The sequence below is a fragment of the Rhodococcus sp. 06-462-5 genome (assembly GCF_002258315.1).
Lineage (GTDB): Bacteria > Actinomycetota > Actinomycetes > Mycobacteriales > Mycobacteriaceae > Rhodococcoides.
On the sequence record NZ_NOYD01000013.1, the window covers coordinates 163,350 to 188,069 of the forward strand.

Consider the following 24,720-nt stretch of genomic DNA (forward strand, 5'->3'; position numbering starts at 1 on the left):
CGATGCCCTGGCACGATGTCGCTGTGCAGTCGACATCGCGAACACCTCATCGAACCCACCGCCGCCGTGTTCTCTCGGTGGTCGCACTGGCGCTGCTGGTCGCGCCCATGCTGGCCGGTTGCCTGCGCGTGCAGGTCACGATGGGCGTGTCTGCGAACGACCGTGTCGCAGGTCAGATCGTGGCGGCCAGTGTGCCGACATCGGACTCCGACACCGGCCCGGAACTGGTGGTTCCCTCCTCGATCGAGGACAAGGTTCGCGTCGAGCCGTACGACCAGGACGGATACGTCGGGTCGCAGGCCATCTTCGACGATCTCTCGTTCGGCGACGTGCAGACCCTCGGCTCGATCTTCCAGAATGCGGCCGGATCGTTCCAGCTGACACTGCAGCGCTCGGGTGACACCGTCACTCTGGCAGGCAACGCCGATCTGTCCTCCGTTCCGGTCCAGGGCTCGGACGTCCAGTTCACCATCGCGTTCCCGGCCCGCATCGGCACCACCAACGGCACCCGCGAGAGCGACAACTCGATCTCGTGGAAGTTGCCTGCAGGCGAGGTCACCTCGGTGCGCGCCGAGGTCAACTATCCCGATCCCAACACCCGAAGCTTCGCAGGCTGGGCCGGCATCGTGGGCGGCGTGACCGTCGGCGTCGCCGCCATCGTCGGGGCCATGGCCTGGGTATCGCGCAACCCACCGCTGCGGGGCCGCGGGTCGCGCGGAACCGAGTCCGGGAACTCGACCGACAGAACGTCTGTGTGAGAGACCGCCTGCTCGAGCGAACGACGGCAACCGCAAGCGTCCTCGCGACGGCGTCGGCCGCGGTGTCGGTGTTCAACTCTCGGTTCATGCCGAGCCTGCGCTCCCCGGAGCAGGACGTCACCGAGCGCGTTGTCGTCTGCATTCCCGCCCGCAACGAGGTCGCGACGCTGCCTGCGCTGATCGGCGATCTCACGCGGCAACGATCGTGCACGGATCTGCGAGTCATCGTCCTCGACGACGACTCGACCGACGGAACGGCGTCCGCTGCCCGCGCGGCTGCCTGCGGTGATCCGAGGATTCGCGTCGTGACCTCCGGTGTCGCTCCCCCGGCCGGCTGGACCGGCAAGGCCGCCGCGTGCGCCGAGCTCGCGAGACTGGCCGACGAGGACGACCCGATGGCGTCGTTGATCGTGTTCGTCGATGCCGATGTGCGCCTGGAACCGGAGGCCGTGGCGGCAGCGGCCCGGATGCTGCGACGGCGCGGTGCCTCCCTGCTGTGTCCGTGGCCGGAACAACTGGCCGAGAGCACCGTCGAGCGACTCGTCCAGCCCCTGCTCGCGTGGTCGTGGATGTCCACGCTTCCCGTACCTCTGGGCAACGCGACGCTCGCACCGTCGATGGCGGTCGCCTGCGGGCAGTTCATGGCTTTCGACGCCTCCGCCTATCGCGCCATCGGGGGACACGGCTGCGTCGCGGCGAGCGCAACCGAGGACCTGGATCTGGCACGCGCCCTGCGTCGACGGGGATTCTCGACGGCGGTGGCGTCGGGTGCGGGGTTCGTGCGATGCCGGATGTACCGATCGGCAGCGGAGTTGCGGTCGGGCTACAGCAGGTGGCTGTGGAACGAGTTCGGTGGACCCACCGGTTCGACTGCGGCGGCCCTGGCACTGACCGCCGTGTACGTGCTGCCCGCGATCACCGCGCTCACCGGCTCGGGTTCTTCGCGTCGCCTCGGCGTGGCCGGCTACCTCGCGGGGGCAGGGTCGCGGCTGGCCGCACGGCGGCGCGAGATGGGATCGCGGTTCGGGGTGGGCGACGCCGTCGATGCCGCACTGCACCCGGTGTCGATTCTCGCCTTCGTCGGACTCGTCGCGGAATCCCACGTGCGCAGGCGTCGCGGCGCGCTGTCGTGGAAGTCGCGCCCGATGCCCGCCCCGCACACCTGAGCCGTTTCACACTCGCGCGGCCGCAAGCCCCAGGTTGCTGAGCACCTCACGCGTTGCGCGCGCGAAGTTCAGAGTGATGAAGTGCAGTCCGGGCGCGCCCTCGGAAATCAAGCGCTCGCCGATGTTCGTCGCGAGTTCGATGCCCACCTCCCGGACGGCGGCGCGGTCCTCCTCGGGACCGGAACCCGCTGCGCGCGTGAATTTCTTGTCCAGGTGCGACGGGAGCGTCGTGCCCGAGAGCTCGAGCATCCGGCGAACCGACCGAAGCGACGTGATGGGCATGATCTCGGGAATGATCGGCTTGGCACCCTGCTCGGCATCGAACGCAGACACGCGATCTCGTAGGCGCAGGTAGTCGTCCACATCGAAGAACATCTGGGTGATCGAGTACTCCGCCCCTGCCCGCAACTTGCCGACCAGGCATCGGGTGTCCTGCTCGAGGTCGCCGGCGCGGTGGTGTCCTTCGGGGAACGACGCCACGCCGACGTGGAAGTCGCCGAGATCGCGCACCAGCCGGACGAGCTCCTCCGCGTACTCGACGCCGTCCGGGTGCTTCTCCCAGTCGCCGAGCGGATCTCCGGGGGGATCTCCACGCAGTACGAGAATGTTGGTGATACCGCGGTCCGCGTACGACCCGACCATGGATCGCAGCTCGTCCACACTGTGCGAGACGGCAGTGAGATGCGCCACAGGAAGAAGGGTGGTCTCCTCTGCGATCTGCCCGGTGACGCGCACCGTCCGATCCCGGGTGGAGCCGCCTGCGCCGTAGGTCATCGACACGAACGCGGGCTGGAGTTGCTCGAACTCGCGAACCGCCCGCCACAGCCTGGCTTCGGCGGCCGCGTCTCGTGGAGGCGAGAACTCCACCGAGAACGGGATCCTGGCCTCGGGTTCTGTCCGTAGTCGGTCGACGATGGACGGCGTTCTCGTCACGAATCCTCGACTCGACCGCCCCCTGACGGAATCTTCGCTCACCCGAAGATCATAGGTTGCGCCCCACCGAAGCCCGTCGGGCCTCCCTGACGAAAGATGTTCGCTGCGCGTCGGTCCAGGGTTTCCACGGCCATTACTGTGGGAATCAGATCACGCAATCCACAGCAACCTTGGAGGATCGTCCTGTCCGGAGACTTTTCTTCGCCCGTAGTCGACACCCCCGCCGCCGCGCACGACCCGAAGGCGATGCGTACGGCGGTCGACGCGACGCTCGCCGAGTTCTTCACCTCACGCCGAGATGTCGTCGACACCGTCGGCGGCGGCTACCCCGCTGCGGTTGCCGATCTCGAGGCGTTCGTGCTTCGTGGCGGCAAGCGCATGCGCCCTGCGTTCGCCTGGACCGCGTGGCTCGGTGCAGGCGGTGAATCGACCGGTGCCCGCGCGGACGCAGTGCTGCGAGCGTGCTCGGCACTCGAACTGATCCAGGCCTGCGCCCTGATCCACGACGACATCATCGACTCGTCCAACACACGACGCGGCTTCCCGACCGTGCACGTCGGCTTCGCCCAACGGCACCGGGACGCGGGCTGGTCCGGCAGCGCGGACCACTTCGGTGAATCGGCAGCGATCCTCGTCGGCGATCTCGCTCTGTGCTGGGCCGACGATCTCCTGCGCGAGTCGGGCATCGACGCCGACGCCGCGCGGCGAGCGCAGCCGGTGTGGTCGGCGATGCGCACGGAGGTTCTCGGCGGCCAGTTGCTCGACATCGAAGCCGAGGCAGGCACCGACGAGAGCGTCGAGGCCGCGATGCGCGTCAACCGCTACAAGACCGCGGCCTACACCGTCGAGCGACCACTGCATCTCGGCGCAGCCCTCGCCGATGCCGACGAGAACCTGATCTCGGCCTACCGCAACTTCGGTGCGGACATCGGAATCGCGTTCCAACTGCGCGACGACCTCCTCGGGGTGTTCGGCGATCCCGACGTGACCGGCAAACCGTCGGGCGACGACATCACCGAGGGCAAGCGCACCGTACTGATCGCGCTGGCACTGCAGAAAGCAGACGAGACCCGGCCGGATCGTGCAGCCACGATCAGGGCCAGCCTCGGAACCGAACTCGACGCGAACGAAGTGGCCGACATCCGTTCCATCCTCGTCGAACTCGGCGCGGTGGACGCGGTCGAGAAGCAGATCGACGAGCTCGGGACCCGGGCCGTCGCAGCCCTCGACAACAGTTCGATCGAACCGGTCGCTGCCGCGCACCTGCGCGCCATGGCAACCGCCGCCATCCAACGGCAGTACTGAAAGAGAGCGTCATGTCTTCGATCCGCACGGTCTCCGGCCCCACCGACACCGTCGTCGTCGTGGGAGCCGGATTGGCAGGCCTGGCCGCCGGTCTGCATCTGCTGGGAGCAGGCAGGAAAGTCACCGTCGTCGAGCGCGACGAGACGGTCGGCGGGCGCGTCGGGGTGTACCCGGTATCGGACGCCGACGGATCTCACCTGTACGACATCGACAACGGCGCGAGCGTGCTGACGATGCCGAACCTGGTGCTCGAGGCGCTCGCCGCCGTGGGTGCCGACTTCGAGTCGACCACGCCGCCGATTCGGCTGACCACGCTCTCGCCGTCTTATCACACGCGCTACGCCGACGGCACGTCCATCGACGTCTACTCCGACCCCGAGGCCATGGCGGCCGAGGTCGAACGCACCTGCGGGCCGGCCGAGGCACAGGGATACCGCGAACTGCGGCGCTGGCTCGCCGACATCTTCGATGCCGAGTTCGATCGATTCATCGACTCGAACTTCGATTCACCGCTCGATCTCGTGGGATCGAAAGCGGCGATCTCCGACACCGCGACGCTGACGAAACTGGGCGGCTTCGGCCGCCTCGGGCCACGCGTCGACAAGTTCCTGAAGGACACCCGCCTGCGCCGCGTGTTCACGTTCCAGGCGCTCTACGCAGGCATGGCACCCCAGAAGGCCCTCGCGGTCTACGGAGCCATCGCGCACATGGACACCTCCCTCGGGGTGTTCTTCCCCGAAGGCGGCATGGCGGCCATCGCCAGGGCCATGGCCGACGCTTTCGTCACCGCGGGCGGCACGCTCGAACTCGGCACCGAGATCGTCGACATCACCGTCGACCGAGGTCGTGCCGACTCCGTGGTCACCGCCGCCGGCAGTCGAATCGCCTGCGACGCACTCGTTCTCACCGCAGACCTACCCGTCGTCGATCGACTCCTCGACCGGGCGTCGGTGTCGAAGAAGGGCCGCCGGAACGGATACGGCGTGGTCTCGCCGTCGGCGGTCGTCGCGCACGGAACCGTTCCTGTCGAGCTGACGGCGACGTGGCCCGCCCGCGCACATCACACCATCGACTTCGGCGACGAATGGGCCGAGACCTTCCGCCGCATCACCGCAAAGGCGGGCAAGGGGTCCTTGATGGCCGATCCGTCCCTGCTCATCACCCGACCGTCGGTGAGCGATGCCGATCTCGAAGTGGTGCGCGGCGGAGTCCGCAGCGAGCCGGTGTCCATCCTCGCGCCGTGCCCCAACCTCGACAGCGCTCCGCTGCCGTGGGGCGAGCTGGCGCAGCCGTACCTCCGTGAGATCCTGACGACTCTCGAAGCTCGCGGCTACAAGGGCCTGCTCGACGGATTCACGCTCGACCACATCGACACACCCGAGACCTGGGCGCAGAAGGGCATGATCGAGGGTTCTCCGTTCTCGTCCGCGCACGTGTTTCGGCAGACCGGGCCGTTCCGACGCAAGAACATGGTCGCCGGGCTCGAGAACGTGGTTCTCGCCGGCTCGGGTACGACGCCCGGAGTGGGGGTTCCCACGGTTCTCGTGTCGGGAAAGCTCGCCGCGGAGCGGGTGACGGGGCGCACGGGACGGTAGGTTCGTTCGATTCGCTGCGTCGACCAACTAAGCTGAGCGCGATCGTTTGCCGGTCGCGCTCATTGCTGCGACCATGATCGTTCGGTGATCGGCGCGAAACATCGGCCGGCGTGCAGATCTCGACCCACAACTCGTTGCAGAGGAGGAGCAGGCGGCAATGTCTTCGATCTCGTCGCACTCCACCTCCGAGGATCGATCGTCGGACGGCCCCCCGCCCTCGGCTTCGCGACGACCGTCCAGACTGACCGCAACGGGCAACTTTCTGCGCAGCCCCGAGGGCAAGGCCGCGATACTCGGCGTGGTCGGTGCCGTCTGCATCGTGTTCGGCGGGTTCGGCGCGGGCAGTGTGCGCCGACGCGATCCGTTGCTCGAGGAGATGCACCTGTCGTGGCTGCGATTCGGCCACGGATTCGTACTGTCGACCATCATCGTCTGGGTCGGCGTACTGCTGATGATCACCGCCTGGGTTCGGCTCGGGCGCGCGACCCTGCACGGCCGCACCACGGTGGGTGAACTGCGCTGGATCGTCCCGGCATGGACCGCACCGCTGCTGCTGTCGGTGCCGATGTTCAGCCGCGACGCGTACTCGTACCTGGCGCAGGGCGCACTGCTCCGCGACGGATTCGACCCGTATGCCGTTGGACCCGTTGCCAATCCAGGAGTCCTGCTCGACAACGTCAGTAATGTCTGGACCACCACCACTGCGCCGTACGGCCCGTTGTTCCTGCTGCTCGGTCGCGGAATCACCAGTCTTACCGGTGACAACGTCATCGCCGGAACCATGCTGCTGCGCCTGACGATGCTGCCCGGTCTGGCACTGATGATGTGGGCGGTTCCGCGGCTGGCGAAGCACCTCGGCGGCCGAGCGACCACCGCGGTGTGGCTCGCCGTCCTCAACCCTCTGGTCCTGATCCACCTGATCGGCGGAGTGCACAACGAATTGCTCATGGTGGGCCTGATGACCGCGGGGATCGTGCTGACGCTCGAGCATCGACACGTGGGCGGCATCGCGCTGGTCGCGATCGCGGTGGCGATCAAGGCCACAGCAGGCCTGGCACTGCCGTTCCTGGTGTGGATCTGGATGCTCCATCTGCGGGAGAAGGCGCGGGCGGAGGGTCGAACTCCGATGTCGCCGGGCCTGGCGTTCGTCAAGACCGCGGGCATCGGAGCAGCTGTCTTCGTCGCCGTGTTCGCCGTGGCATCGGTGATCGCCGGAGTCGGAATCGGTTGGCTGACCGCTCTTTCCGGATCGGCCAAGATCATCAACTGGCTCTCGCTGCCCACGATCCTGGCGCACCTGGTAACCGTCAGCACGTCATGGTTCCTCGATCTCCGCCTCGGACCCGTTCTCGATGTCACCCGTCTGCTGTGCGCGATCGCACTGGTGGTCGTACTGGCGGTGGCCTGGTGGTTGGGCCGCCGATCCGAACGCGATGCGGTCAAGGGCATCCTGATCGCCCTGGTCGCCACCGTGGTCCTCTCCCCCGCAGCTCTGCCCTGGTACTACTCGTGGCCACTGGCCATCGCCGCCGGCTTCGCACTCTCGCGCACGACCCTGATGATCCTGACGGGTCTGTCGACGTGGCTCATGCTCGTCTTCCAACCCGACGGATCGATCGGCCTGTACACGTTCGGACACGTCGCACTGGCTGTCTTCGCCGCCGTCGTCGCAGCTCTGGCTCTGACGCGCGTCGATCCGCTGCGTTTACGATCGGACCGATCCAGGGAACACCGTGCCGTGCCGAACGCGCCCAAGACCCCAGCAACGGAACCGACCGGAGACGAATCCACGTCATGAAGGCCCGCGTCATGAAAGAACTGGACGGAATCGATCCGGAGCTGCACGGGGCGTACCGTATCTGTCGCGAACTCAACGCCCAGCACGGCAAGACGTACTTCCTCGCCACTCGCCTGCTCCCCACCGACAAGCGCGCCGGCGTGCACGCGCTGTACGGGTTCGCCCGAATGGTCGACGACATCGTCGACCTGGAGGGCACCGACATCGCCGTGGGATCGGACGAGCTCAACGCCCGTCGCATCGTCGAACTCGACGTGATCGAATCCCGGGTGCGCGACGCCTTGGCGGGAAAACCGTTGTCCGACAGCGTGTCCGATCAGGTATTGAGCGCGTTGTGCGACACCGTGGCGCGCTACGACATTCCGCACGACTATTTCTTCGCGTTCATGCACTCGATGCGCATGGACATTCCGGGGAGTCCGATGTTCGTCTCGCGCTACCGCACGATGGAGCAGTTGCGCGAGTACATGTACGGCTCCGCTGCGGTCATCGGACTGCAGATGCTGCCCATCCTGGGAACCGTCGTCGAGCGGTCCGAGGCCGAGCCCCCCGCCGCAGCCCTGGGCGAGGCGTTCCAGCTCACCAACTTCATCCGAGACATGGGTGAGGACCTCGATCGCGACCGCATCTATCTGCCCACCGACGAGCTCGCGGCGTTCGGCGTCGACGAGGAACTTCTTCGGTGGTGCCGCACCACGGGCAGCGTCGACGCCAGGGTCACCCGCGCCCTCGCCCACCTGATCGCCGTCACCCGCTCGATCTACCGCACGTCCGATGCAGGCATCGAGATGCTGGATCCGCGAGTGCGGCCGTCGATGCGCACGGCGTCCATCCTGTACGGCCGCATACTCGAAGAGGTCGAGTCGCAGGGCTACCGCGTGCTCTCCCAACGCGCGACGGTGCCGCAGTGGACCCGAGCGCGCATAGCGCTGCCGCAGTTCGCCGTCACCGGCTTCAAGCGCGCGACGGTTCGCTAGAAGGCCATCGCCTGTGCGCGCCTGATCACTTCGCGCATCAGGTCACCGTGCAGAGCGGCGACGGGTGCACCCGGCAGGCTCTCGTCCTCGGTGAACAGCCACCGCAGGATCTCCTCGTCCTCGTAGCCGCCGTCGTGCAGCACGGCCAATAGACCGGGGAGCCCCTTGACGATGGTGCCCTTGCTCGAATCGAGGAACTGCTCCGGTACGACGGGCACGCGTGAACGCTTCAGGGCGAGCAACTGGCGATCTCGGACGAGCTGTTCGACGCGGGTCTTGGGGACGTCGAGGATCTTCGCGACATCGGCGAACTGCAGCACGGACTCCGACGGATCGAGCACGTCGTCGGCATAGGGAATGGCACTCACGCAGGTAACGTTATCGGGTCCGGCGTCCAGACTTCAAAAGCGTGACAGCCGGGTCGTTCCGCAGGCTCCACTCCTGTGCAGCAGGCCCCACAGGACCGAAGACACAAGCCACGATCGTCGGTCGGCATCCTCGGCACCGATACGATCGTCTTCAGCGTCCGGCGACCGAGCCGGAGGACGAGTGGACGACGAGGGGAGGTTCGGTGATACCGGGTTCGATGCTCGATCGTCGATACCGAATAGACGCACCGATCGCGCGCGGCGGTATGTCGACGGTCTACCGCGGACTCGACACCAGACTCGACCGCCCCGTAGCGGTGAAGATCATGGACCCGAAGTTCGCCGAGGACCCGCAGTTCGTGCAGCGCTTCGAGTTCGAGGCGAGGGCCGTGGCCAGGCTCAGTCACCCCGGCCTGGTCGCCGTCTACGACCACGGGCGCGACGGCGAACACGCCTTCCTCGTCATGGAACTCGTCGAGGGCGGCACTCTGCGTGAACTACTGCGCGAGCGTGGGCCGATGCCCCCGCACGCTGCAGCGGCCGTCATCCGGCCGGTTCTCGAAGCACTCGCAGTCGCCCACCGAGCCGGTCTGGTACACCGAGACATCAAGCCCGAGAACATCCTGATCAGCGACGACGGCGACGTGAAGATCGCCGACTTCGGCCTCGTCCGGGCCATCGCAGCCTCCACCGTCACGTCGAGCAGTGTGATTCTGGGCACGGCCGCGTACCTGTCTCCCGAGCAGGTCACCACCGGCTCCGCATCCGCGAGCAGCGACGTCTACGGGGTCGGTGTCGTGTTGTTCGAGCTGCTGACCGGACGCACACCGTTCACCGGCGACACCTCGCTGTCCATCGCCTACCAGCGCATCGACAACGACGTACCGCTCCCCTCCACCCTCATCGCAGGCGTTCCCCCGCAGTTCGACGAAGTGGTCCAACGCGCCACCGTCCGCGCCCCGGAACACCGGTACCGCAACGCCGACGACATGGCCCGCGCCTTGCGCGCTGCCGCGTCGGCGCTCGCGCTGCCCGAGTACCGAGTGCCCGCGCCCAAGCGCTCGGCGGAGCATCTGAGCTCGGCCGCGGCGGGAGCCCCGACGACTGTGGCAGGCAACCGTCCGCCGTCCGCTCGCACCCAGGTGGTCCAGGACTCCCCATCACCGCCACCGCAAGACGGGGTGCAACACACCCGAGTGGTCACCTCGCCCACGTCCCGGGGCGTCGGCGACCGCCAGGAACCGTTCGAGGCGCCGCCCGCCGGGCCACCACCCACCGGCCGACGGCAGTACGAGTTCCCCGACTTCGACGCCGATCGCCAACGCTCGCGCCGGGCGATCGTCATCTGGCTTCTCGTCGTCGCCCTGCTCGCTGTGTTGGTCGGTTTCGGCGGTTGGTGGATGGGCTCGGGTCGTTACACCGCCGTCCCGATGGTTGACGGGCTCGACACCACCGGTGCCACCAGCGCCGTGGAAGCTGCCGGCCTCGAGGCCACGGTGCGCGGAACCTACTCCGACTCGGTGGACACAGATCTTCTCATCGGCACCGATCCCACCGGCGGATCGCGAATTGCCAAGGGCGACACGGTGTTTCTCCTGGTATCACTGGGGCGCCCCACTGTTCCGTCCATCGACACGGACGCATCCGTCGCAGACATGGAACAACAATTGCGAGACCGGACTTTCACACCGGTGGACGGCGGCGAAGCCTTCAGCACCTCCGCACCGATCGGCGGGGTCGCAGCACTCGACCCACCGCCCGGCACCGTCCTGACCACCGGGAGCTCGGTGACGGTACTACGCAGCAAAGGCGCACCGCCGGTCGAGGTACCCGACGTACGTGGGCAGAGCGTCGACCAGGCCAGAACGACGTTGGAGTCGGTCGGCATCACCGTCGGCGAGGTTCGAGAGACCTTCGACGAGGACACCGACGGCGGCAAGGCAATCGGGACGACGCCGGAAGCCGGGCAGACGGTGCGATCCGGGTCCACCGCGGTGCTCGAGGTGTCCAACGCCGTCGCCGTGCCGTCGCTGCTCGGCCGGTCGGTCGGCTCGGCCCGGACCACCCTCGAGACGTTGGGCCTGACGATCGACGTCCGTCAGGTGGTGGACACCGACGGGTCTCTGGTCATCACCCAGAGCCCCGGAGCCGGTTCTCGGGTGGAACCGGGCTCCGAGGTCATGGTCGTCTCACTGCCCTGATTCGAGGCAGGCAGATCAGTCGCGAAGCATCTCGGCGACGAGGAATGCCAGTTCGATGCTCTGCTGCGTGTTCAGCCGCGGGTCGCAGGCGGTCTCGTACCGACCGGCGAGGTCGAGATCCGAGATGTCCTGGGCACCGCCGAGGCACTCGGTGACGTTGTCGCCGGTCAGTTCGACGTGAATTCCGCCCGGATGCGTTCCGAGGCCGTTGTGCACCTCGAAGAATCCCTGCACCTCGTCGACGATGCGGTCGAAGTGCCGCGTCTTGTAGCCGGTCGACGCCTCGTGGGTGTTGCCGTGCATCGGGTCGCACTGCCAGATGACCTGATGGCCGGTGGCCTGAACCTTCTCGATGATGGCGGGCAGGATGTCGCGCACCTTGCCGTTGCCCATGCGTGAGATCAGCGTCAGACGCCCCGGCTTGTTGGTGGGATCGAGGCGCTCGACGTACTCGACGGCCATCTCGGGCGTGGTCGTGGGCCCGATCTTGAGACCGATCGGGTTGGAGATCAGCTCGGCCAGCGCGATGTGCGCCCCGTCGAGCTGGCGGGTGCGGTCGCCGATCCACAGGAAGTGCGCGGACAGGTCGTACAGCTTGGGGTGATCGTCGGTGTTGTCCAGGCGCAGCATCGCACGCTCGTAATCGAGCACGAGTGCTTCGTGGCTGGCGAAGATCTGCGCGGTGTGCAGGTTGGGGTCCGAGACGCCGCAGGCATCCATGAAGCGCAGTCCGCGATCGATCTCCCCCGCGAGCGCCTCGTAGCGGGCACCGGCGGGCGACTGGGCGACGAACTCGCGGTTCCAGTCGTGCACCTTGTGCAGATCCGCCATGCCCGCACCGGTGAGTGCGCGGACCAGGTTCATCGCTGCGCTTGCATTGGCGTAGGCGCGCACGAGTCGCGACGGATCGTGGCCGCGGACGCTCTCGTCGGCGACGAGGGAGTTGATCATGTCGCCGCGGTAGGACTGCAGACCGAGCGCGTCGATGTTCGACGAACGCGGCTTGGCGTACTGCCCGGCGATACGGGCGACCTTGACCACCGGCATGCTCGCGCCGTAGGTGAGCACCACCGCCATCTGCAGCAGCGTGCGGATGTTGCCCTTGATGTGCGGCTCGGTGTTGTCGACGAACGTCTCGGCGCAATCGCCACCCTGCAGCAGGAAGGCCTCACCGCGGGCGACGGCGGCGAGCTTGTCCGACAACGCCTCCACCTCACCGGCGACGGTGATCGGCGGAACGCTCTCGAGCACCTTGCGCATGTCGGCAGCATGCTCGGGATCCCACTGCGGTTGCTGCGCAGCCGGCTTGGCCAACGCATCGTCCAATCGAGAGCGCAGCGTCGGTGACAACGGCGGCAGGTCGGGCAAGCGATCGATGGGTACGTCGACAGTCCAGTTCACCGCTACAGGATATTCGCACCGCCGAAGCCGCAGGACAACGGGTGTTCACCCGCGGTACGAGTACTCCTCGATCGCCTGGAACTTCGCCAGATTGTGCCGCGCGTCGGCAAGGGCGTCGTGCGCGTCGTCCGGCACCGACGGCAGCTCGGGACTGCCGCGATCCTCCCAGTGCTGGCGCAGCTCACGAGTGAACCGCGGCAGCGAACGCGGCAACTCGGTCATCGAGCCCCACAGCTGGCAGAGCGCCACATGGTCGTACGCCGCAACCCACGCCCACAGTTCGACCTCGGCACCGTAGTGCGGAACGAGAAATTCGAGCAGTTCGTCCCGGATTCGCGACCGGCTCATCCACAGCGGCGACGAGTACGGTGGCAACTTGGGAAGCACGTTGCGTCGAACCCAGCGGCCGGCGCGCTCGGGGTCGAACTCGGAGGACACCGCATAGAACTCGCGACCGTCCTCAGACACCACACCGATCGAGACCAACTCGATTGTGCGACCATCCTCGATGAACTCTGTGTCGTAGAAGTAGCGCACGCGGCTCACCCTAGCGCGTCCTGAACACGCCCCCCACGTACCGGTAGCCCCGATCCGAACAGCCCTGAAAGGGAACGTTGTGACCTCGCCCGACACCAACCGTCCGGTCGCCGAAGCACCGGAGCCCGCCGCGCCGACGCGACGCCGGTGGCCGAGTTGGGCGGTGGCGTCGAGCAGGGTCCTGGTCCTGATCGGTGCCGTCGTCGGTGTGCTGTTCCATCTCAACGGCTTTCCTGGTCTGCGGACGATCGGTGAGCACTACCGACTCGATCTGGACGTGTATCGACTCGGCGGTCAGGTGTTCGCCGAGGGTGGCGATCTCTACGGTCAGCTGCCCCCGATCGCGACCGGCACGACGCTGCCGTTCACCTATCCCCCGATCGCCGCGGCGATCTTCAGCCCGCTGTCGTCGGTGTCGCTGTACGCCGCCTCGATCGCGGTCACCGTGCTGTCGATGCTCTTGCTGCTGGTGACCGTCGTGGTGACCCTCACCTCGCTCGGCCTGCGTCCCCGCACGCTCGTGTGGTGGTCTGCCGGAGCGGTGTTCGCCGTGTCCGTGCTGCTGCTCGAGCCGGTCACCTCGACGCTGAACTACGGGCAGATCAACATCGTGTTGATGGCGTTCGTTGCACTGGACTGCCTGCCGAAGAAGACGCCGTGGCCCCGAGGTGTGCTGATCGGTCTGGTGGCCGCCGTCAAACTCACACCCGCGGTGTTCGTACTGTTCTTCTTGTTGCGCAAGGACTTTCGAGCAGCAGTGGTGTCGGTGCTGAGTTTTGCGGTGTTCACCGCGATCGGATTCGCGCTGACGTGGTCGGACTCGGTGAAGTACTGGACCGAGACGATCGTCGATTCCGACCGAATCGGCGGCCCGGCCTACCCGCCCAACCAGTCGATCACCGGAGTGCTCGCGCGGCTCGGGTTGGACGAATTGCCCCGGTCGATCCTGTGGCTCGCGTTGTCGGTGGTGGTACTCGCCATTGCGGCGGTGGCCATGCGAAAAGCGTTCTCCGCGGGCCAGACTGCGCTCGCGCTGACGATCAACGCCATGTTCGGTCTGCTGGTCTCGCCGGTCTCCTGGTCACACCACTGGGTGTGGGCCATCCCGTTCACCGTGGTGCTCGCCGTCCTCGGCTACCGCCGCCGCAGCGCGCTGCTGGCGACTCTGGTGGCCGTCGGGCTGGCGTTGATGCTCTACCCGCCGCACTGGAAGCTCGGCGAGGGCCGGTGGAGCGGTCTCGGCTGGCCGCTCGTGGATCAGTTCGCGGCCTCGGGCTACGTGTGGTGGGCGCTCGCGTCGATCGTCGCGCTGGCCGCGATCGGGTGGACCGACCGAACCGATTCGACAGCCGACACCCGCTCCGCAGTCTGATCGCGCAGGGAGCCGGCAGCTTCAGCTGGCCTTGGAATCGGGGATACGCTGCGCGGTCGGAGCCGACTCCGCTTCGGGTGCAGCCTTCTTCAGAGACGCGGCGTACACGTCCACGTACTCCTGACCGGAGAGCAACATCAGGTCGTACATCACCTCGTCGGTGACGGCACGCTCGACGAAACGATTGCCTGCCATACCCTCGAAGCGCGAGAAGTCGATGGGCTTTCCGATCCGGATGGTGACCTTCGCCGGACGCCACACGCGCGAACCGATCGGGTTCATCTTCTCGGTACCGATCATCGCAACCGGAATCACCTGGACTCCGGTCTGCAATGCCAGACGCGCCATCCCGGTCTTGCCCTTGTACAGCCGCGCGTCGGGTGACCGCGTGCCCTCGGGGTAGATACCGAGAACCTTGCCTGCTTCGATCACGCGCACGCCTGCGTTGAGAGCGTCCTGCGCCGCGTCGGCTCCGGTGCGATCGATCGGCACCTGTCCGACCGCGGTGAAGAACCACTTCTGGAACGCACCTTTGAGGCCCGGTCCGGTGAAGTACTCGCTCTTGGCGAGGAAGGTGATGCGCCTGGGCGTCTTGAGCGGGAGATAGAAAGAATCGAGAACGGCCTTGTGGTTGCTGGCCAGAATGACCGGACCCTCCGTCGGGATGTTCTCGGCACCCTCGATCGTGGGCCGACCCAGGGCGATGAGAAGGGGGCCGACGAAAATGTACTTAACCAGCCAGTACCACATTGACATGCTCCCTGATGATGGTCGGGAAATCGTTTGGTGCCGCCTCGCCCTGGAGCGAATCGACTGCGGCCGTGCATCCTCGAACCGTGCCGCGTAGTGAACTGTACCCACGGTTTATGACACCAGCCACATCATCTCCGAACCCGGGACAGAGGTCACAGGAAGCAAGCGGAGAACGGTCAGCGAACCCCGGTGACGAACTGCGCTCGGGCCAACTCCGCGGCCCCGATCATGCCCGCTGCCTCACCGAGTTGAGTACTGCGAATGCGCGCGAGAGGTCGATGCCCCGCACCGGTCACCAGCTCGGCGTACTTGTCGGTCGCGCGGGCCAGGAACTGACTCGACGACGTCGCCACGCCACCGGCCAACACGATCAGATCGGGGTCGTACACGTCGCTGACCATCGAGAGCCCGACGCCGAGCCACTGCGCGAAGTCTTCCATGGTGCGTCGGGCGATCGAGTCACCCTCGTGCGCGGCGCTGGCGATGCGGCGGCCGGTCAGAGACCCCGGGTCGAGGAACACCTCACGGGCAAGGGTCGTCGAGGACGCCGGGTCCGCCGCCAGCAACTCGACTGCGGTGTCCACCAGAGCGGTGCCGCTGCAGTACCGCTCCCAGCACCCGCGCTTGCCGCAGGGGCATGCCCGGCCGTCCGGCACGACCTGGATGTGACCGAGTTCCGGTGCCACCCCGTGGCTGCCCCGATAGATCCTGCCGTCGATCAGCAGCGCAGCACCGATGCCGGTACCGATGGCCACCATCACCACGTTGCGACCACCGGACGCGGCACCGAAGCGATACTCGGCCCACGCCGCTGAATTGGCGTCGTGCTCGAGCAGGACCGGCAGACCGATGCGCATGCTCATCTCCGTCGCCACAGGGGTGTTCACCCACGGCAGATGCGGGGCGAAGAGAACCGTCGTGCGATCGGAGTCGATGAACCCGGCGACGGCCAGCCCGACGGCCGCGATGTCGTGTCGCCCGGCCAGTTCCTGCACGGCACGGTCGAGACCACGTTCGAGCGCGCGAGCAGTGTGCGGAGTGGGAGCGGCCGTCGAGTCGAGCACCTGTCCGTCCTCGTCGACAACGGACGCGCGCAGGCTCGTCCCGCCGACGTCGATGCCTACCGTCAGCCGCTGGTGGTGCCGCTTCATTCGTTCATGCCTTCCTCGGCCGTCCCCCACACGGCCTGCATCCGAGTCGCTCCGCTCACGGACGGTCCTGCTCGTCCGAACGCGAATTCTTCACTCGAACGGTAATCGGAACGAACGACGCGGGGCGGTCATCCTGCAGTTCGGTGTCGATCGACACGTCCGCGACCTCCGCCGGGTCCGCGGGGGTGTCGGCGCTGCCTGGCCCGGATTCGGCCGCGGTCCCGGTCGGCGGCGGGGTGGTCGGGGCCTGAGCCGCGGAGTGCGCAGCCCCGGAGGTCGTGTGATCGGCGAGCAGTTGACGCAACAGCGCGATCACCACGGCGCTCTCGGAGGCAACGAGCTCGACGAGGTCGTGGCGCTCCCCGCGAACCAGGGCCGCGAGTGCGCAGACCGGGCACCAACTGCATCCCTGTCGGTCACGATCCTGCTGCGTCTCGGCGACCCGGCGCAGGATGGGCTCGAGTCGCGTCAGCACGGTCTCCGCCAGAGCCAGCAGATCCGCCCCCAGCTCGGAATGGTCCGAGGTCATCGACACACCCCGGCCGTCAGGGTCGTAGTAGGAGTCACAGTGGCCACACGTCGGGGTTCGGACGAAAACGCACCACCAGGCACGGTCCGTCGAGTTCGGCGGAGTCGGCGACGCACCGACGCAGCACCGACGCCAGTTTGATGCGCCGTCGCCTCCCGTCGGCACTCACTATCAAGTCGTCCTCCACTCGCCCCAGGCCCAAGGTCGTCGAATCCACCACCGGCAGAAGCATTCTCATCGCGTACACGGATTCGAGTCCGCTACCCGACTCGAGCACAACCGAAGGCTGCTCACCCCAGCCCGGCGCGCGCCGTTCGAGGGAGTCCGGTTCGAGGCGATCGGCCACATCTTGCAAGGGCCCCAACCCTACCGGTTCACCGGGAGCGTGCTCCACCTCCACGACCGGTACCGTACCGACGCGTCGACGCAGCTCGGCGACCGCGTCGAGCTGCGCCGCCCGCCACCTCTCGAACCAGAACACCGCCGGATGAGCGCCCACCAGACCGATCGACGCCGCATTGAGCTTCGGCAGAATTCTGTTGACCAGAACACGATCGATTCTGATCCCGAGCAGAGCAGCTGCCGACAGCGTTCTTTCCGCGTCGACGATGGAGAGCTGTTCGGCAGTGACGACCACGGTCGCCCCCGTACGGGCGGAGTCGGTGATCAGCGACCGGACGGAGTCGACCTGCGCGAGGATTCGCTCGATCATCGCCACCACGAGGGTCAGACGTACATCGGAACCGGTGCCGGAGACCATTCGAGCATGCAGCGGCCAGATTCGCTCCACGTACGCGGCGACGGTATCGGGCAGCTGCAGCGTGCGCAGGGCATCCGCCGATGCGGGAAGGTCGACTATCACTGTGTCCCAGCGGTTCTCGTCGGCGAGGCGGCCGATCTCGTGCATACCGAGCAGCTCTTCGACTCCGGGTAGGCCGAGCAGCTCCTCCGGTTCGATCGCCCCGAAGCTCACCCCGTGCTCGTGTCCCGCGGACGCCACGGCCATCAGCGAGCCCAGCCCCCGGTACCGCGCTTCGAGCAACGCCAACGTGTCGATCTCGACGATGTCGAGGCCGGGCGCGATCGAACGAACACCGGACGGGTCCTCGACCTCGGCGTCCTCCGCGAATGCGTCGGCGAGAGAGTGCGCCTGGTCGACGGACGCGATCAGTACCCGCTCACCGGCCTGGGCCAGGCGCAGACCCGACGCAGCCGCCAGCGTCGTCTTACCCGCGCCACCTTTGCCGAGGAACAGCAACACCGTGGTGCGGGCTTCGGTGCGAGCTTCGCTCAGCCTTCGACCCGCTTCTTCAATTCCTTGAGCGCGGTATCGGTGATGACCTTTTCTGCTTTGCGCTTGAACAGACCGATCATCGGGATGTTCAGATCGACGGTGAGCTCGTACGTCACGTCCGTGCCGCTGCCGGTCTCCTTCAACGTGTACGAGCCGTTCTGCGACTTCTGCATCTCACCGGATACGAGGTTCCACGAGACCGAATTGCCGTCGGCGGCCCAGTCGTACTCGAGCTCGTAGGTGTCCTTCACCATTCCTGCGTCGAGCACGAACTTGACGCGCTTGCCGCGACCGTCCTCGTCGACTTCGAGGACCTCGACGGATTTCGCGGCCGACACCCACGTGGGGTACGCGTCGAAATCGGCGATGACGTCCATGACCCGGCTCGGTGGGGCTTCGACGACGATCGACCTCTGGGTTTTCTCCGCCATGACTACTGGTCCGCTTCCTCTCGGGTACTTCGATCTGCTCGGGTACTTCGATCAGCTCGGTTCGCTTCGGTGCCGTCGAACTCGCGCAGGCCTATCTCACACGATCGATCCGCCGACGCACAACGCGAACCGGCCGACCGTACCGCGCGGTTCATTCACGAGCCGGAGTCGACGCTACGTGGTGGGGTGCCTCACCTGCAGACCGACCGGCCTCGAGCTCTCGTTTGAGTTCGAACGTCATCGCACGTCCGGCCACCCGCCGAGCGTGCTGGTGCGCAGCCACGTCCGAGTCCGCAGCGGGTTCGGCATGCAGGAAGTAATGCACGATCACACCGTCGAGCGCAGGCTCGAGCCACAGTTCCATCGTTCCGACCACACCGCCGCGCACGGCCCAGCGGATCCCCTTCTCACCCCGGTCCTCCGTGATGGTCAGGTTCAGATCGGGCCACCATCGACGCCACCGAGCGGGCGACGCGAACGCCTGGGCCACCCGCTCGCCGGAGGCGGCCACGAACGTCTGATCCGCAACTTGAATACTGCTCATCGACAGAGCTTCACATATCGCGTCCCCGGCCGTGCGCGTCCCCTCTGTGCGGGTCGTTCCTGCAGGCTCCACTCCAGTCTTTATGCGTCGTTCCTGCAGGCTCCACTCCGGGTGTATTGGAACGCCCCGAACCCGGGTCTAGAGTATCTGTGAAGCCGAGCTATCGACTTTCGTTCTCCCCGTTCTATCCGGAGGTAATCCCGTGCGCGAGTTCACCGTCGCCGCAAAATACGACATCGCGGACACCGACTCGGCTGTCGACACCGTCTTCGTCCGCGCCCGTAACTCACCGAACGCGACAGTATTTCGCCGCCAGGTCGATGGGCAGTGGCTCGACGTCACCGCCGCCGAGTTCGAGCAACTGGTGGTGGGAGTGGCACAGGGCCTGATCGCCGCCGGCATCGAGCAGGGCGATCGGGTCGCTCTGATGTCGTCGACGCGATTCGAGTGGTCGGTCCTCGACTACGCGATCTGGGCCGCGGGCGGTGTGACGGTGCCGATCTACGAGACCTCCTCCGCCGGGCAGGTGGAATGGATCCTCGAAGACGCCGAGCCGGTCCTGCTGATCCTCGAGAACGATGCACACGTGCAGGAGACGAAAACCGTTGTGGCAGCTGCACCGTCGGTGCGGCAGACATTCGTGATCGAGAACCCCGCCGGGTCCGACGCCGTGCAGGCGTTGACCGACGGCGGATCCGAGATCACCGAAGATCAGGTACACCAACGTGTTTCCGCACTCGCCTCGTCCGACCCGGCCACCTTGATCTACACATCGGGAACCACCGGTCGCCCCAAGGGCGTCCAACTCACCCACGCCAACCTGCTCGCCGAATCACTCGGCATTCGCGAGACCTCGCTGAAATCACTGATGAGGCAGGGCCGCAGCACCCTGATGTTCCTTCCGCTCGCGCATGTCCTCGCCCGCGCAGTGAGCATCGCCTCGTTCGATGCCGGAGTCACGCTCGGCCACACCAACGACATCCCGAACCTCGTCGCGACGTTCGGTACCTTCCAACCGGACTTCATCCTCTCGGTTCCGCGAGTGTTCGAGAAGGTCTTCAACACCGCCAAGCAGAAGGCGCACGCCGACGGCAAGGGAAAAATCTTCGACCTCGCGACCGAATGCGCAGTGGCGTGGAGCGAAGCGCAGGACACCGGCGGACCGGGAATCGTGTTGCGCGCCAAGCACACCCTGTTCGACAAGTTGGTCTACGGCAAACTGCGGGCAGCACTCGGCGGCAAGTGTGAACTCGCGATCTCCGGCGGAGCGCCCCTCGGTTCCCGTCTCGGCCATTTCTACCGGGGCATCGGCGTGACGATCTACGAGGGCTACGGGCTGACCGAAACCACCGCGGCGTTCGCGGTCAACACCATCGGATTCCAACGCGTGGGCAGCGTCGGACGCCCATTGCCCGGTAACACCGTGCGTATCGCCGAGGACGGAGAGATTCAACTCCGCGGACCGGTCGTGTTCGACGGCTATTGGCGCAACGAGGTCGCGACCGCCGAGTCACTGGACGACGGCTGGTTCCGCACCGGTGATCTCGGTTCCGTCGACGACGACGGTTACATCACGATCTCGGGCCGCAAGAAGGAACTGATCGTCACCGCAGGCGGCAAGAACGTCTCACCGGCCGGACTCGAAGACCAGTTGCGGGCGGGCGCGCTGATCAGCCAGGCAGTGGTCGTAGGCGATCAGAAGCCGTTCATCGGCGCGCTCATCACCCTGGACCCGGATGCGTTCGACCGCTGGAAGTCCTCCCACGGCAAAGCCGCCGACGCCACCGCGGCGGATCTGCAGACCGACCCCGAACTCGTCGCGGAGATCGACGCAGCTGTCGCCGACGCGAACAAGTCCGTCTCGCATGCAGAGTCGATCAAGAAGTACCGGATTCTCCCCCACGACTTCTCGGAGGAGAACGGCGAGCTGACTCCCACCATGAAGCTCAAGCGCAACGTCATCACCGCCGCCTACGCCGACGAGATCGAGTCGATCTACGCCCGGTAGGTGCACCGCGTCGCGGTGACGAACGTCAGATCAGCGACCGCAGTTTCTCGGTCAGCACGTCCCAGCGCCATTCCGCGTCCACCCATGCGCGGCCGGCGTTGCCCATCTGTGTGGCCAGCGTGCGATCGGAGAGGATTCTCACGATCGCGTCTGTGATGTCCGAGACCGACGTCCCGTCGACGACGAGGCCGGTCTTGTTGTGCTGCACCGCTTCCGGCGCACCCCCGGACATGCCTGCGACAACGGGTACACCGCAGGACGAAGCTTCGAGGTAGACGATGCCGAGGCCTTCGACGTCGAGGCCGGCGCCTCGGGTTCGGCTCGGCATCGCGAACACGTCGGCGATGGTGTGGTGGGCGGCGAGCTCCGCCGACGGCACAGTGCCGGTGAACACCACGTGTTGCTCCATCCCTGTGGATCGAACGAGCTCGCGCAGAGTCTTCTCGTAGGGCCCGCCGCCGACGATCACCAGAACCGCTCCGTCGACGGCCCGGCGGATCCCCGGGAGTGCGCGGATCAGGAAATCCTGGCCCTTGCGCGGAACGAGCCGGGACAGGCACAGAACGGTGGGGCGATCTCCGAGGCCGTAGCGCGCGCGAAGTTCTGCTCGCGCGGCGTCGTCGGGCACGAAGCGATCGGTATCGACCCCCGGCGGCAGATGCTCGAGGGCGGCAGACCGACCGAACGCCGAGCTGAAGCGCCCCCGGGTGTATTTGCTGACGTAGGTCACCACGTCGGTGTTCTCGCCGATCGTGCGCAGGGTCGCCCGCCCGCCCGGCACCATCGACCAACCGACCTCGTGACCGTGAGTACTCGCCACGATGCGCTCGGCACCGGCCTTACGCAGGTACGACGACATCACCGCCAACGGAGCCGACGCACCGAACCACACCGAATCGCAGCCTTGCGACTTCAGGATTCGAGCCGCACGACGCGCCACGAGCGGAGTCGGCAACATCAGTGTCGTCGGATGCCTGATCACCTCGAAAGGCTGCCTGGCATCGAACTTCTCGTGTGAGTCGCCGCGCCACCGAGGTGCGTACACGACCAGCTCGTCGGCCGGCAGCTGCGAGGCGAAGCTGTGGAGATAGGACTGAATACCACCCGGGCGAGGAGGAAAGTCGTTCGTCACGAGCAGAGTACGACGCATGGCGTCAACCGTAGCGCCCCGTCTCAGCGGGCCTGGAGAGCCACCCAGTCGCCCCACGAGGCGACGAATTGCGCGCGGGTCGACTCGAGCACCGATGCGAAGGCAGAATCGGTGGAGCTTCCGGACGCGAGCGCCTCGTACAGAGCGCGCAACGTCGACTCCCCGAACCGATCTGCCACGAATGCGAACACCGACCACGCCGATTCGTAGGCCACACTCGATCTGGCACCGCCGGCGCTGAAATCCTCGTCCTTCGGCAGCACCGTCGGCGGCCCACCCGCCGCCACGATCGCCGCGAGAGTGGGGGCGAGTTGCACGAACGCGGCACCGGAATCGCGGTACCCGGAATAGTCGGCGAACCCTTCCGACACCCACATTTCCGTACCCTCGGACGTCTTCGCCCTCGCCGCCACATGGGTCAACTCGTGTCGCAGAACCGAGCGCACGGTGAAGGGCGTCAATCGCGTCGCGGCGTCGGGACCGAACACCACCCGCTGACCCGTCGGACGGGAGCCGTCGCCCGCCACCGCGTCGGAGACCGTCACTGCCGCCACGTCGGTGGACGGCTCGGACCCGGTCAGTTCGGCGAACTCCTCCGTGGAGGAGGCGACGAACACCAGCCCGTCTCGCGCCCAGTCGTCTCCCCAGAAATCGGTGACGGCCGCGGTTGACGACGGGAGTTCGGCGGCAAGGCTCTCAACGAACTGCTCGCGGTCCGGATGTCCCATGACCACCGATGTCCCGGCTGCGGTGGGCACCGAGCGAACGGTCAGAGGCCCGAAATCCCACGGCCCACGCCAGGTGTGGCGTCGGTATTCGGTCAGGTCCGCGTCGTCGACCAGCCGCCATCGACCGTCCCGCTCGGCCACTACCAGTGAGACCGGCCGACGCGTCGGCGATGCGTCCGGCCCGGTGACCGCATACCGCAGATACACCGAGGGTGCCCAGACATCGGTGGCATCCAGCGCCTCGGCGATCGACGGCGGCACCGGAGTTTCGGGCTCGTCACCCAGGTCGTAGTCGAACTCGGAGAAGGGAATGCCCGGTACCACTGCCGCCCGGCGCACCTGCGCCTCCACGAAGTCGGGGTCGGCCTGCGGATCCATCGAATCCCGCAGCGCATCGAGATCGCCTGATCGAACCGCACGAGCCCACTGGTCCAGGAGAACGGTCACATCGGCGCGGCGCTGTTGATCGTAGGTCGGGGGGGCCTGTGCGACCGTCGTGTCGGCGGTCCCTGCGCTGGACGGGCTGTCGAATCGGTGAATCAGGACGACCGAGGCGGCCACGATCACGACGGTCACGACGGCGAGCAGCCGCGTTCGCGGCGATCGGGCGAGAACACGCAATCCGGAGCGCCGGTTCGAGCCGCTCATGCAGGTGTTCGTCGATCGTCGAGGCACACCTCAGTATCGACGCGCCCCGTAGTACGGGAACGATGCCATCGACTGAACCTTCACGGGAACACCGAAGGTGGAGGCATGCAGCACGTTACCGTTTCCGGCGTAGATGCCGACGTGTGAGATGTCCGGGTAGAACAGAACGACGTCACCCGGCTGCAGATCCTTCTGATCGACCGGAGTTCCGCCTGCTGCCTGCGCCTGACTCGACCGCGGCAACGTCTTGCCCACCTGCTTGTACGCCCACACGACCAAACCGGAGCAGTCGAAGCCGTCCGGGCCGGTTGCGCCCCAGACGTACGGCTTGCCGATCTGCGTCAGGCCGGCCTGCAACGCGCTGGCCCCCGATCCCGGCGTCAGGTTCTGCAGAATCGTCGAGGGGTCGAAACCGTCGGGCAGGGCCGAACCGGCCAGTGCCAGTTGCTCCGAGGACGAGAGCGCACTGTAGGCGGCCATGACCTCGGCTATCTGACCTTGCAGCTCACTCTGCTTGGCCTGAAGGTCGTCGCTGACGGCCTTGGCCTGTTCGGCGGCGACGCGTGCCTGGTCGGCGGCCGTCGTTGCGGCCTGCTCGGCCGTCACTGCATCCGAGCTCGCCTGCTTGAATCGAGCGACCTGGTCGGCGGTCTCCGCAGAGATCACGTCCAGTGCCGACATCTGGTCGAGCAACTGCTGTGGCGAATCACTGACCATGACGGCGAACAGTCGATTGGTCCTGGCACCCTGGTAGTTGACGTTGGCGACCTTGTCCATGGCCGGTTTGAGCTGCGCCAACTGCGCCTGCGCTGCGTCCAGGGCGGCACGGCTCCGGTCGACGACGACCTGTGCGTCGAGTTGCTGTTGGTTCTTGGCGTCGAGATCGATCTGAGCGTTGTGCAGAGCTTCGTTGGTCTGCTCGGACTGGCGGGAAAGCTCGGCGAGCTCGGTCTGCGCGTCGGATGCCGAGTCGAACCCCGGCTGCGCGCTCGCCGTCGTCATCGGCACCACGGCCATGCATGCGGTCAGTGCGACAGCAACCACCGAGTTACGGGTCAGCCGTAACGCGCGGG

General features: G+C 66.7%; 22 protein-coding genes. 9 read left to right on the forward strand and 13 right to left on the reverse strand.

Annotated features, from left to right (window positions below; translation table 11 throughout):
* The first annotated feature begins 2 nt into the window (after nt 1-2).
* Nucleotides 3-758 (forward strand): DUF3153 domain-containing protein, encoded by a 756-nt coding sequence (locus CH251_RS08085; protein ID WP_179273333.1) that lies wholly within the window; start codon nt 3-5, stop codon nt 756-758.
* A complete protein-coding gene (locus CH251_RS08090) occupies nt 755-1,924 on the forward strand; it encodes a glycosyltransferase family 2 protein (protein ID WP_256978891.1) in 1,170 nt (389 codons plus the stop codon). Before CH251_RS08085 ends, CH251_RS08090 begins: the two co-directional genes overlap by 4 nt.
* Before the next feature lie 6 nt (nt 1,925-1,930).
* Here the strand turns inward: CH251_RS08090 and metF are convergent, their stop codons facing one another.
* On the reverse strand, nt 1,931-2,857 hold the full coding sequence (gene metF / locus CH251_RS08095; protein ID WP_218828282.1) for a methylenetetrahydrofolate reductase [NAD(P)H]: 927 nt from the start codon (nt 2,855-2,857) through the stop codon (nt 1,931-1,933).
* 246 nt (nt 2,858-3,103) lie between these two features.
* On the opposite strand from metF, the gene CH251_RS08100 reads away from it, so the two are divergent.
* The 4 genes from CH251_RS08100 to CH251_RS08115 all read left to right on the forward strand — a co-directional run bounded on the left by CH251_RS08100 (nt 3,104) and on the right by CH251_RS08115 (nt 8,532).
* Nucleotides 3,104-4,162 carry a polyprenyl synthetase family protein gene (locus tag CH251_RS08100; protein WP_094612685.1) on the forward strand — a complete coding sequence of 353 codons (1,059 nt, stop codon included), beginning with the start codon at nt 3,104-3,106 and terminating at the stop codon, nt 4,160-4,162.
* Between the two features lie 11 nt (nt 4,163-4,173).
* Nucleotides 4,174-5,757, forward strand: a complete 1,584-nt coding sequence (crtI, locus tag CH251_RS08105; RefSeq protein ID WP_256978892.1) for a phytoene desaturase family protein — start codon at nt 4,174-4,176, stop codon at nt 5,755-5,757.
* Nucleotides 5,758-5,914: 157 nt separating this feature from the next.
* A complete protein-coding gene (locus CH251_RS08110) occupies nt 5,915-7,555 on the forward strand; it encodes an alpha-(1->6)-mannopyranosyltransferase A (RefSeq protein ID WP_094612686.1) in 1,641 nt (546 codons plus the stop codon).
* Between the two features lie 11 nt (nt 7,556-7,566).
* A complete protein-coding gene (locus CH251_RS08115; protein ID WP_094612928.1) occupies nt 7,567-8,532 on the forward strand; it encodes a phytoene/squalene synthase family protein in 966 nt (321 codons plus the stop codon).
* Here the strand turns inward: CH251_RS08115 and CH251_RS08120 are convergent.
* Nucleotides 8,529-8,900, reverse strand: coding sequence for an Rv2175c family DNA-binding protein (locus CH251_RS08120; protein WP_032394395.1), 372 nt, complete (start codon nt 8,898-8,900; stop codon nt 8,529-8,531). The two genes, CH251_RS08115 and CH251_RS08120, sit on opposite strands and share 4 nt — an antisense overlap.
* 218 nt (nt 8,901-9,118) lie before the next feature.
* Here CH251_RS08120 and pknB point away from each other — a divergent pair, with 218 nt between their 5' ends.
* Nucleotides 9,119-11,101, forward strand: coding sequence for a Stk1 family PASTA domain-containing Ser/Thr kinase (pknB, locus tag CH251_RS08125; RefSeq protein ID WP_094612687.1), 1,983 nt, complete (start codon nt 9,119-9,121; stop codon nt 11,099-11,101).
* A gap of 15 nt (nt 11,102-11,116) precedes the next feature.
* Here pknB and CH251_RS08130 read toward each other — a convergent pair whose 3' ends face one another.
* A complete protein-coding gene (locus tag CH251_RS08130) occupies nt 11,117-12,502 on the reverse strand; it encodes a class II 3-deoxy-7-phosphoheptulonate synthase (RefSeq protein WP_032394396.1) in 1,386 nt (461 codons plus the stop codon).
* Nucleotides 12,503-12,547: 45 nt separating this feature from the next.
* Complete coding sequence (locus CH251_RS08135) at nt 12,548-13,039, reverse strand: polyadenylate-specific 3'-exoribonuclease AS (RefSeq protein WP_027497365.1); 492 nt, start codon at nt 13,037-13,039, stop codon at nt 12,548-12,550.
* Nucleotides 13,040-13,118: 79 nt separating this feature from the next.
* Between CH251_RS08135 and CH251_RS08140 the strand changes: the two genes are divergently transcribed.
* Nucleotides 13,119-14,411 carry a glycosyltransferase 87 family protein gene (locus tag CH251_RS08140; RefSeq protein ID WP_094612688.1) on the forward strand — a complete coding sequence of 431 codons (1,293 nt, stop codon included), beginning with the start codon at nt 13,119-13,121 and terminating at the stop codon, nt 14,409-14,411.
* Nucleotides 14,412-14,432: 21 nt separating this feature from the next.
* On the opposite strand, the gene CH251_RS08145 is transcribed toward CH251_RS08140, so the two are convergent.
* From CH251_RS08145 to CH251_RS08170, 6 genes are all read right to left on the reverse strand, one after another.
* Nucleotides 14,433-15,161, reverse strand: a complete 729-nt coding sequence (locus tag CH251_RS08145; RefSeq protein WP_037192839.1) for a 1-acyl-sn-glycerol-3-phosphate acyltransferase — start codon at nt 15,159-15,161, stop codon at nt 14,433-14,435.
* Between the two features lie 179 nt (nt 15,162-15,340).
* Nucleotides 15,341-16,315, reverse strand: coding sequence for an ROK family protein (locus tag CH251_RS08150; protein ID WP_037192841.1), 975 nt, complete (start codon nt 16,313-16,315; stop codon nt 15,341-15,343).
* A gap of 55 nt (nt 16,316-16,370) precedes the next feature.
* Nucleotides 16,371-16,844, reverse strand: a complete 474-nt coding sequence (locus CH251_RS08155) for a hypothetical protein (protein WP_094612929.1) — start codon at nt 16,842-16,844, stop codon at nt 16,371-16,373.
* Between the two features lie 34 nt (nt 16,845-16,878).
* Complete coding sequence (locus CH251_RS08160; RefSeq protein WP_094612689.1) at nt 16,879-18,105, reverse strand: ArsA family ATPase; 1,227 nt, start codon at nt 18,103-18,105, stop codon at nt 16,879-16,881.
* Between the two features lie 29 nt (nt 18,106-18,134).
* On the reverse strand, nt 18,135-18,569 hold the full coding sequence (locus tag CH251_RS08165) for an SRPBCC family protein (RefSeq protein ID WP_094612690.1): 435 nt from the start codon (nt 18,567-18,569) through the stop codon (nt 18,135-18,137).
* 151 nt (nt 18,570-18,720) lie between these two features.
* A complete protein-coding gene (locus CH251_RS08170) occupies nt 18,721-19,113 on the reverse strand; it encodes a polyketide cyclase / dehydrase and lipid transport (RefSeq protein ID WP_094612691.1) in 393 nt (130 codons plus the stop codon).
* Between the two features lie 202 nt (nt 19,114-19,315).
* Between CH251_RS08170 and CH251_RS08175 the strand changes: the two genes are divergently transcribed.
* Nucleotides 19,316-21,121, forward strand: a complete 1,806-nt coding sequence (locus CH251_RS08175; protein ID WP_094612692.1) for a long-chain fatty acid--CoA ligase — start codon at nt 19,316-19,318, stop codon at nt 21,119-21,121.
* Nucleotides 21,122-21,146: 25 nt separating this feature from the next.
* Here CH251_RS08175 and CH251_RS08180 read toward each other — a convergent pair whose 3' ends face one another.
* The 3 genes from CH251_RS08180 to CH251_RS08190 are packed head-to-tail and all read right to left on the reverse strand — an operon-like array spanning nt 21,147 to nt 24,664.
* The gene (locus CH251_RS08180; RefSeq protein WP_094612693.1) at nt 21,147-22,271 is read right to left on the reverse strand and encodes a glycosyltransferase family 4 protein; all 1,125 of its coding nucleotides are present in this window, start codon (nt 22,269-22,271) and stop codon (nt 21,147-21,149) included.
* A 23-nt stretch (nt 22,272-22,294) separates the two neighbouring features.
* Nucleotides 22,295-23,647: a hypothetical protein gene (locus CH251_RS08185; protein ID WP_094612694.1), complete on the reverse strand. Its 1,353-nt coding sequence runs from the start codon at nt 23,645-23,647 to the stop codon at nt 22,295-22,297.
* Nucleotides 23,648-23,677: 30 nt separating this feature from the next.
* Nucleotides 23,678-24,664: a C40 family peptidase gene (locus tag CH251_RS08190; protein ID WP_218828283.1), complete on the reverse strand. Its 987-nt coding sequence runs from the start codon at nt 24,662-24,664 to the stop codon at nt 23,678-23,680.
* Between the last annotated feature and the right edge of the window lie 56 nt (nt 24,665-24,720).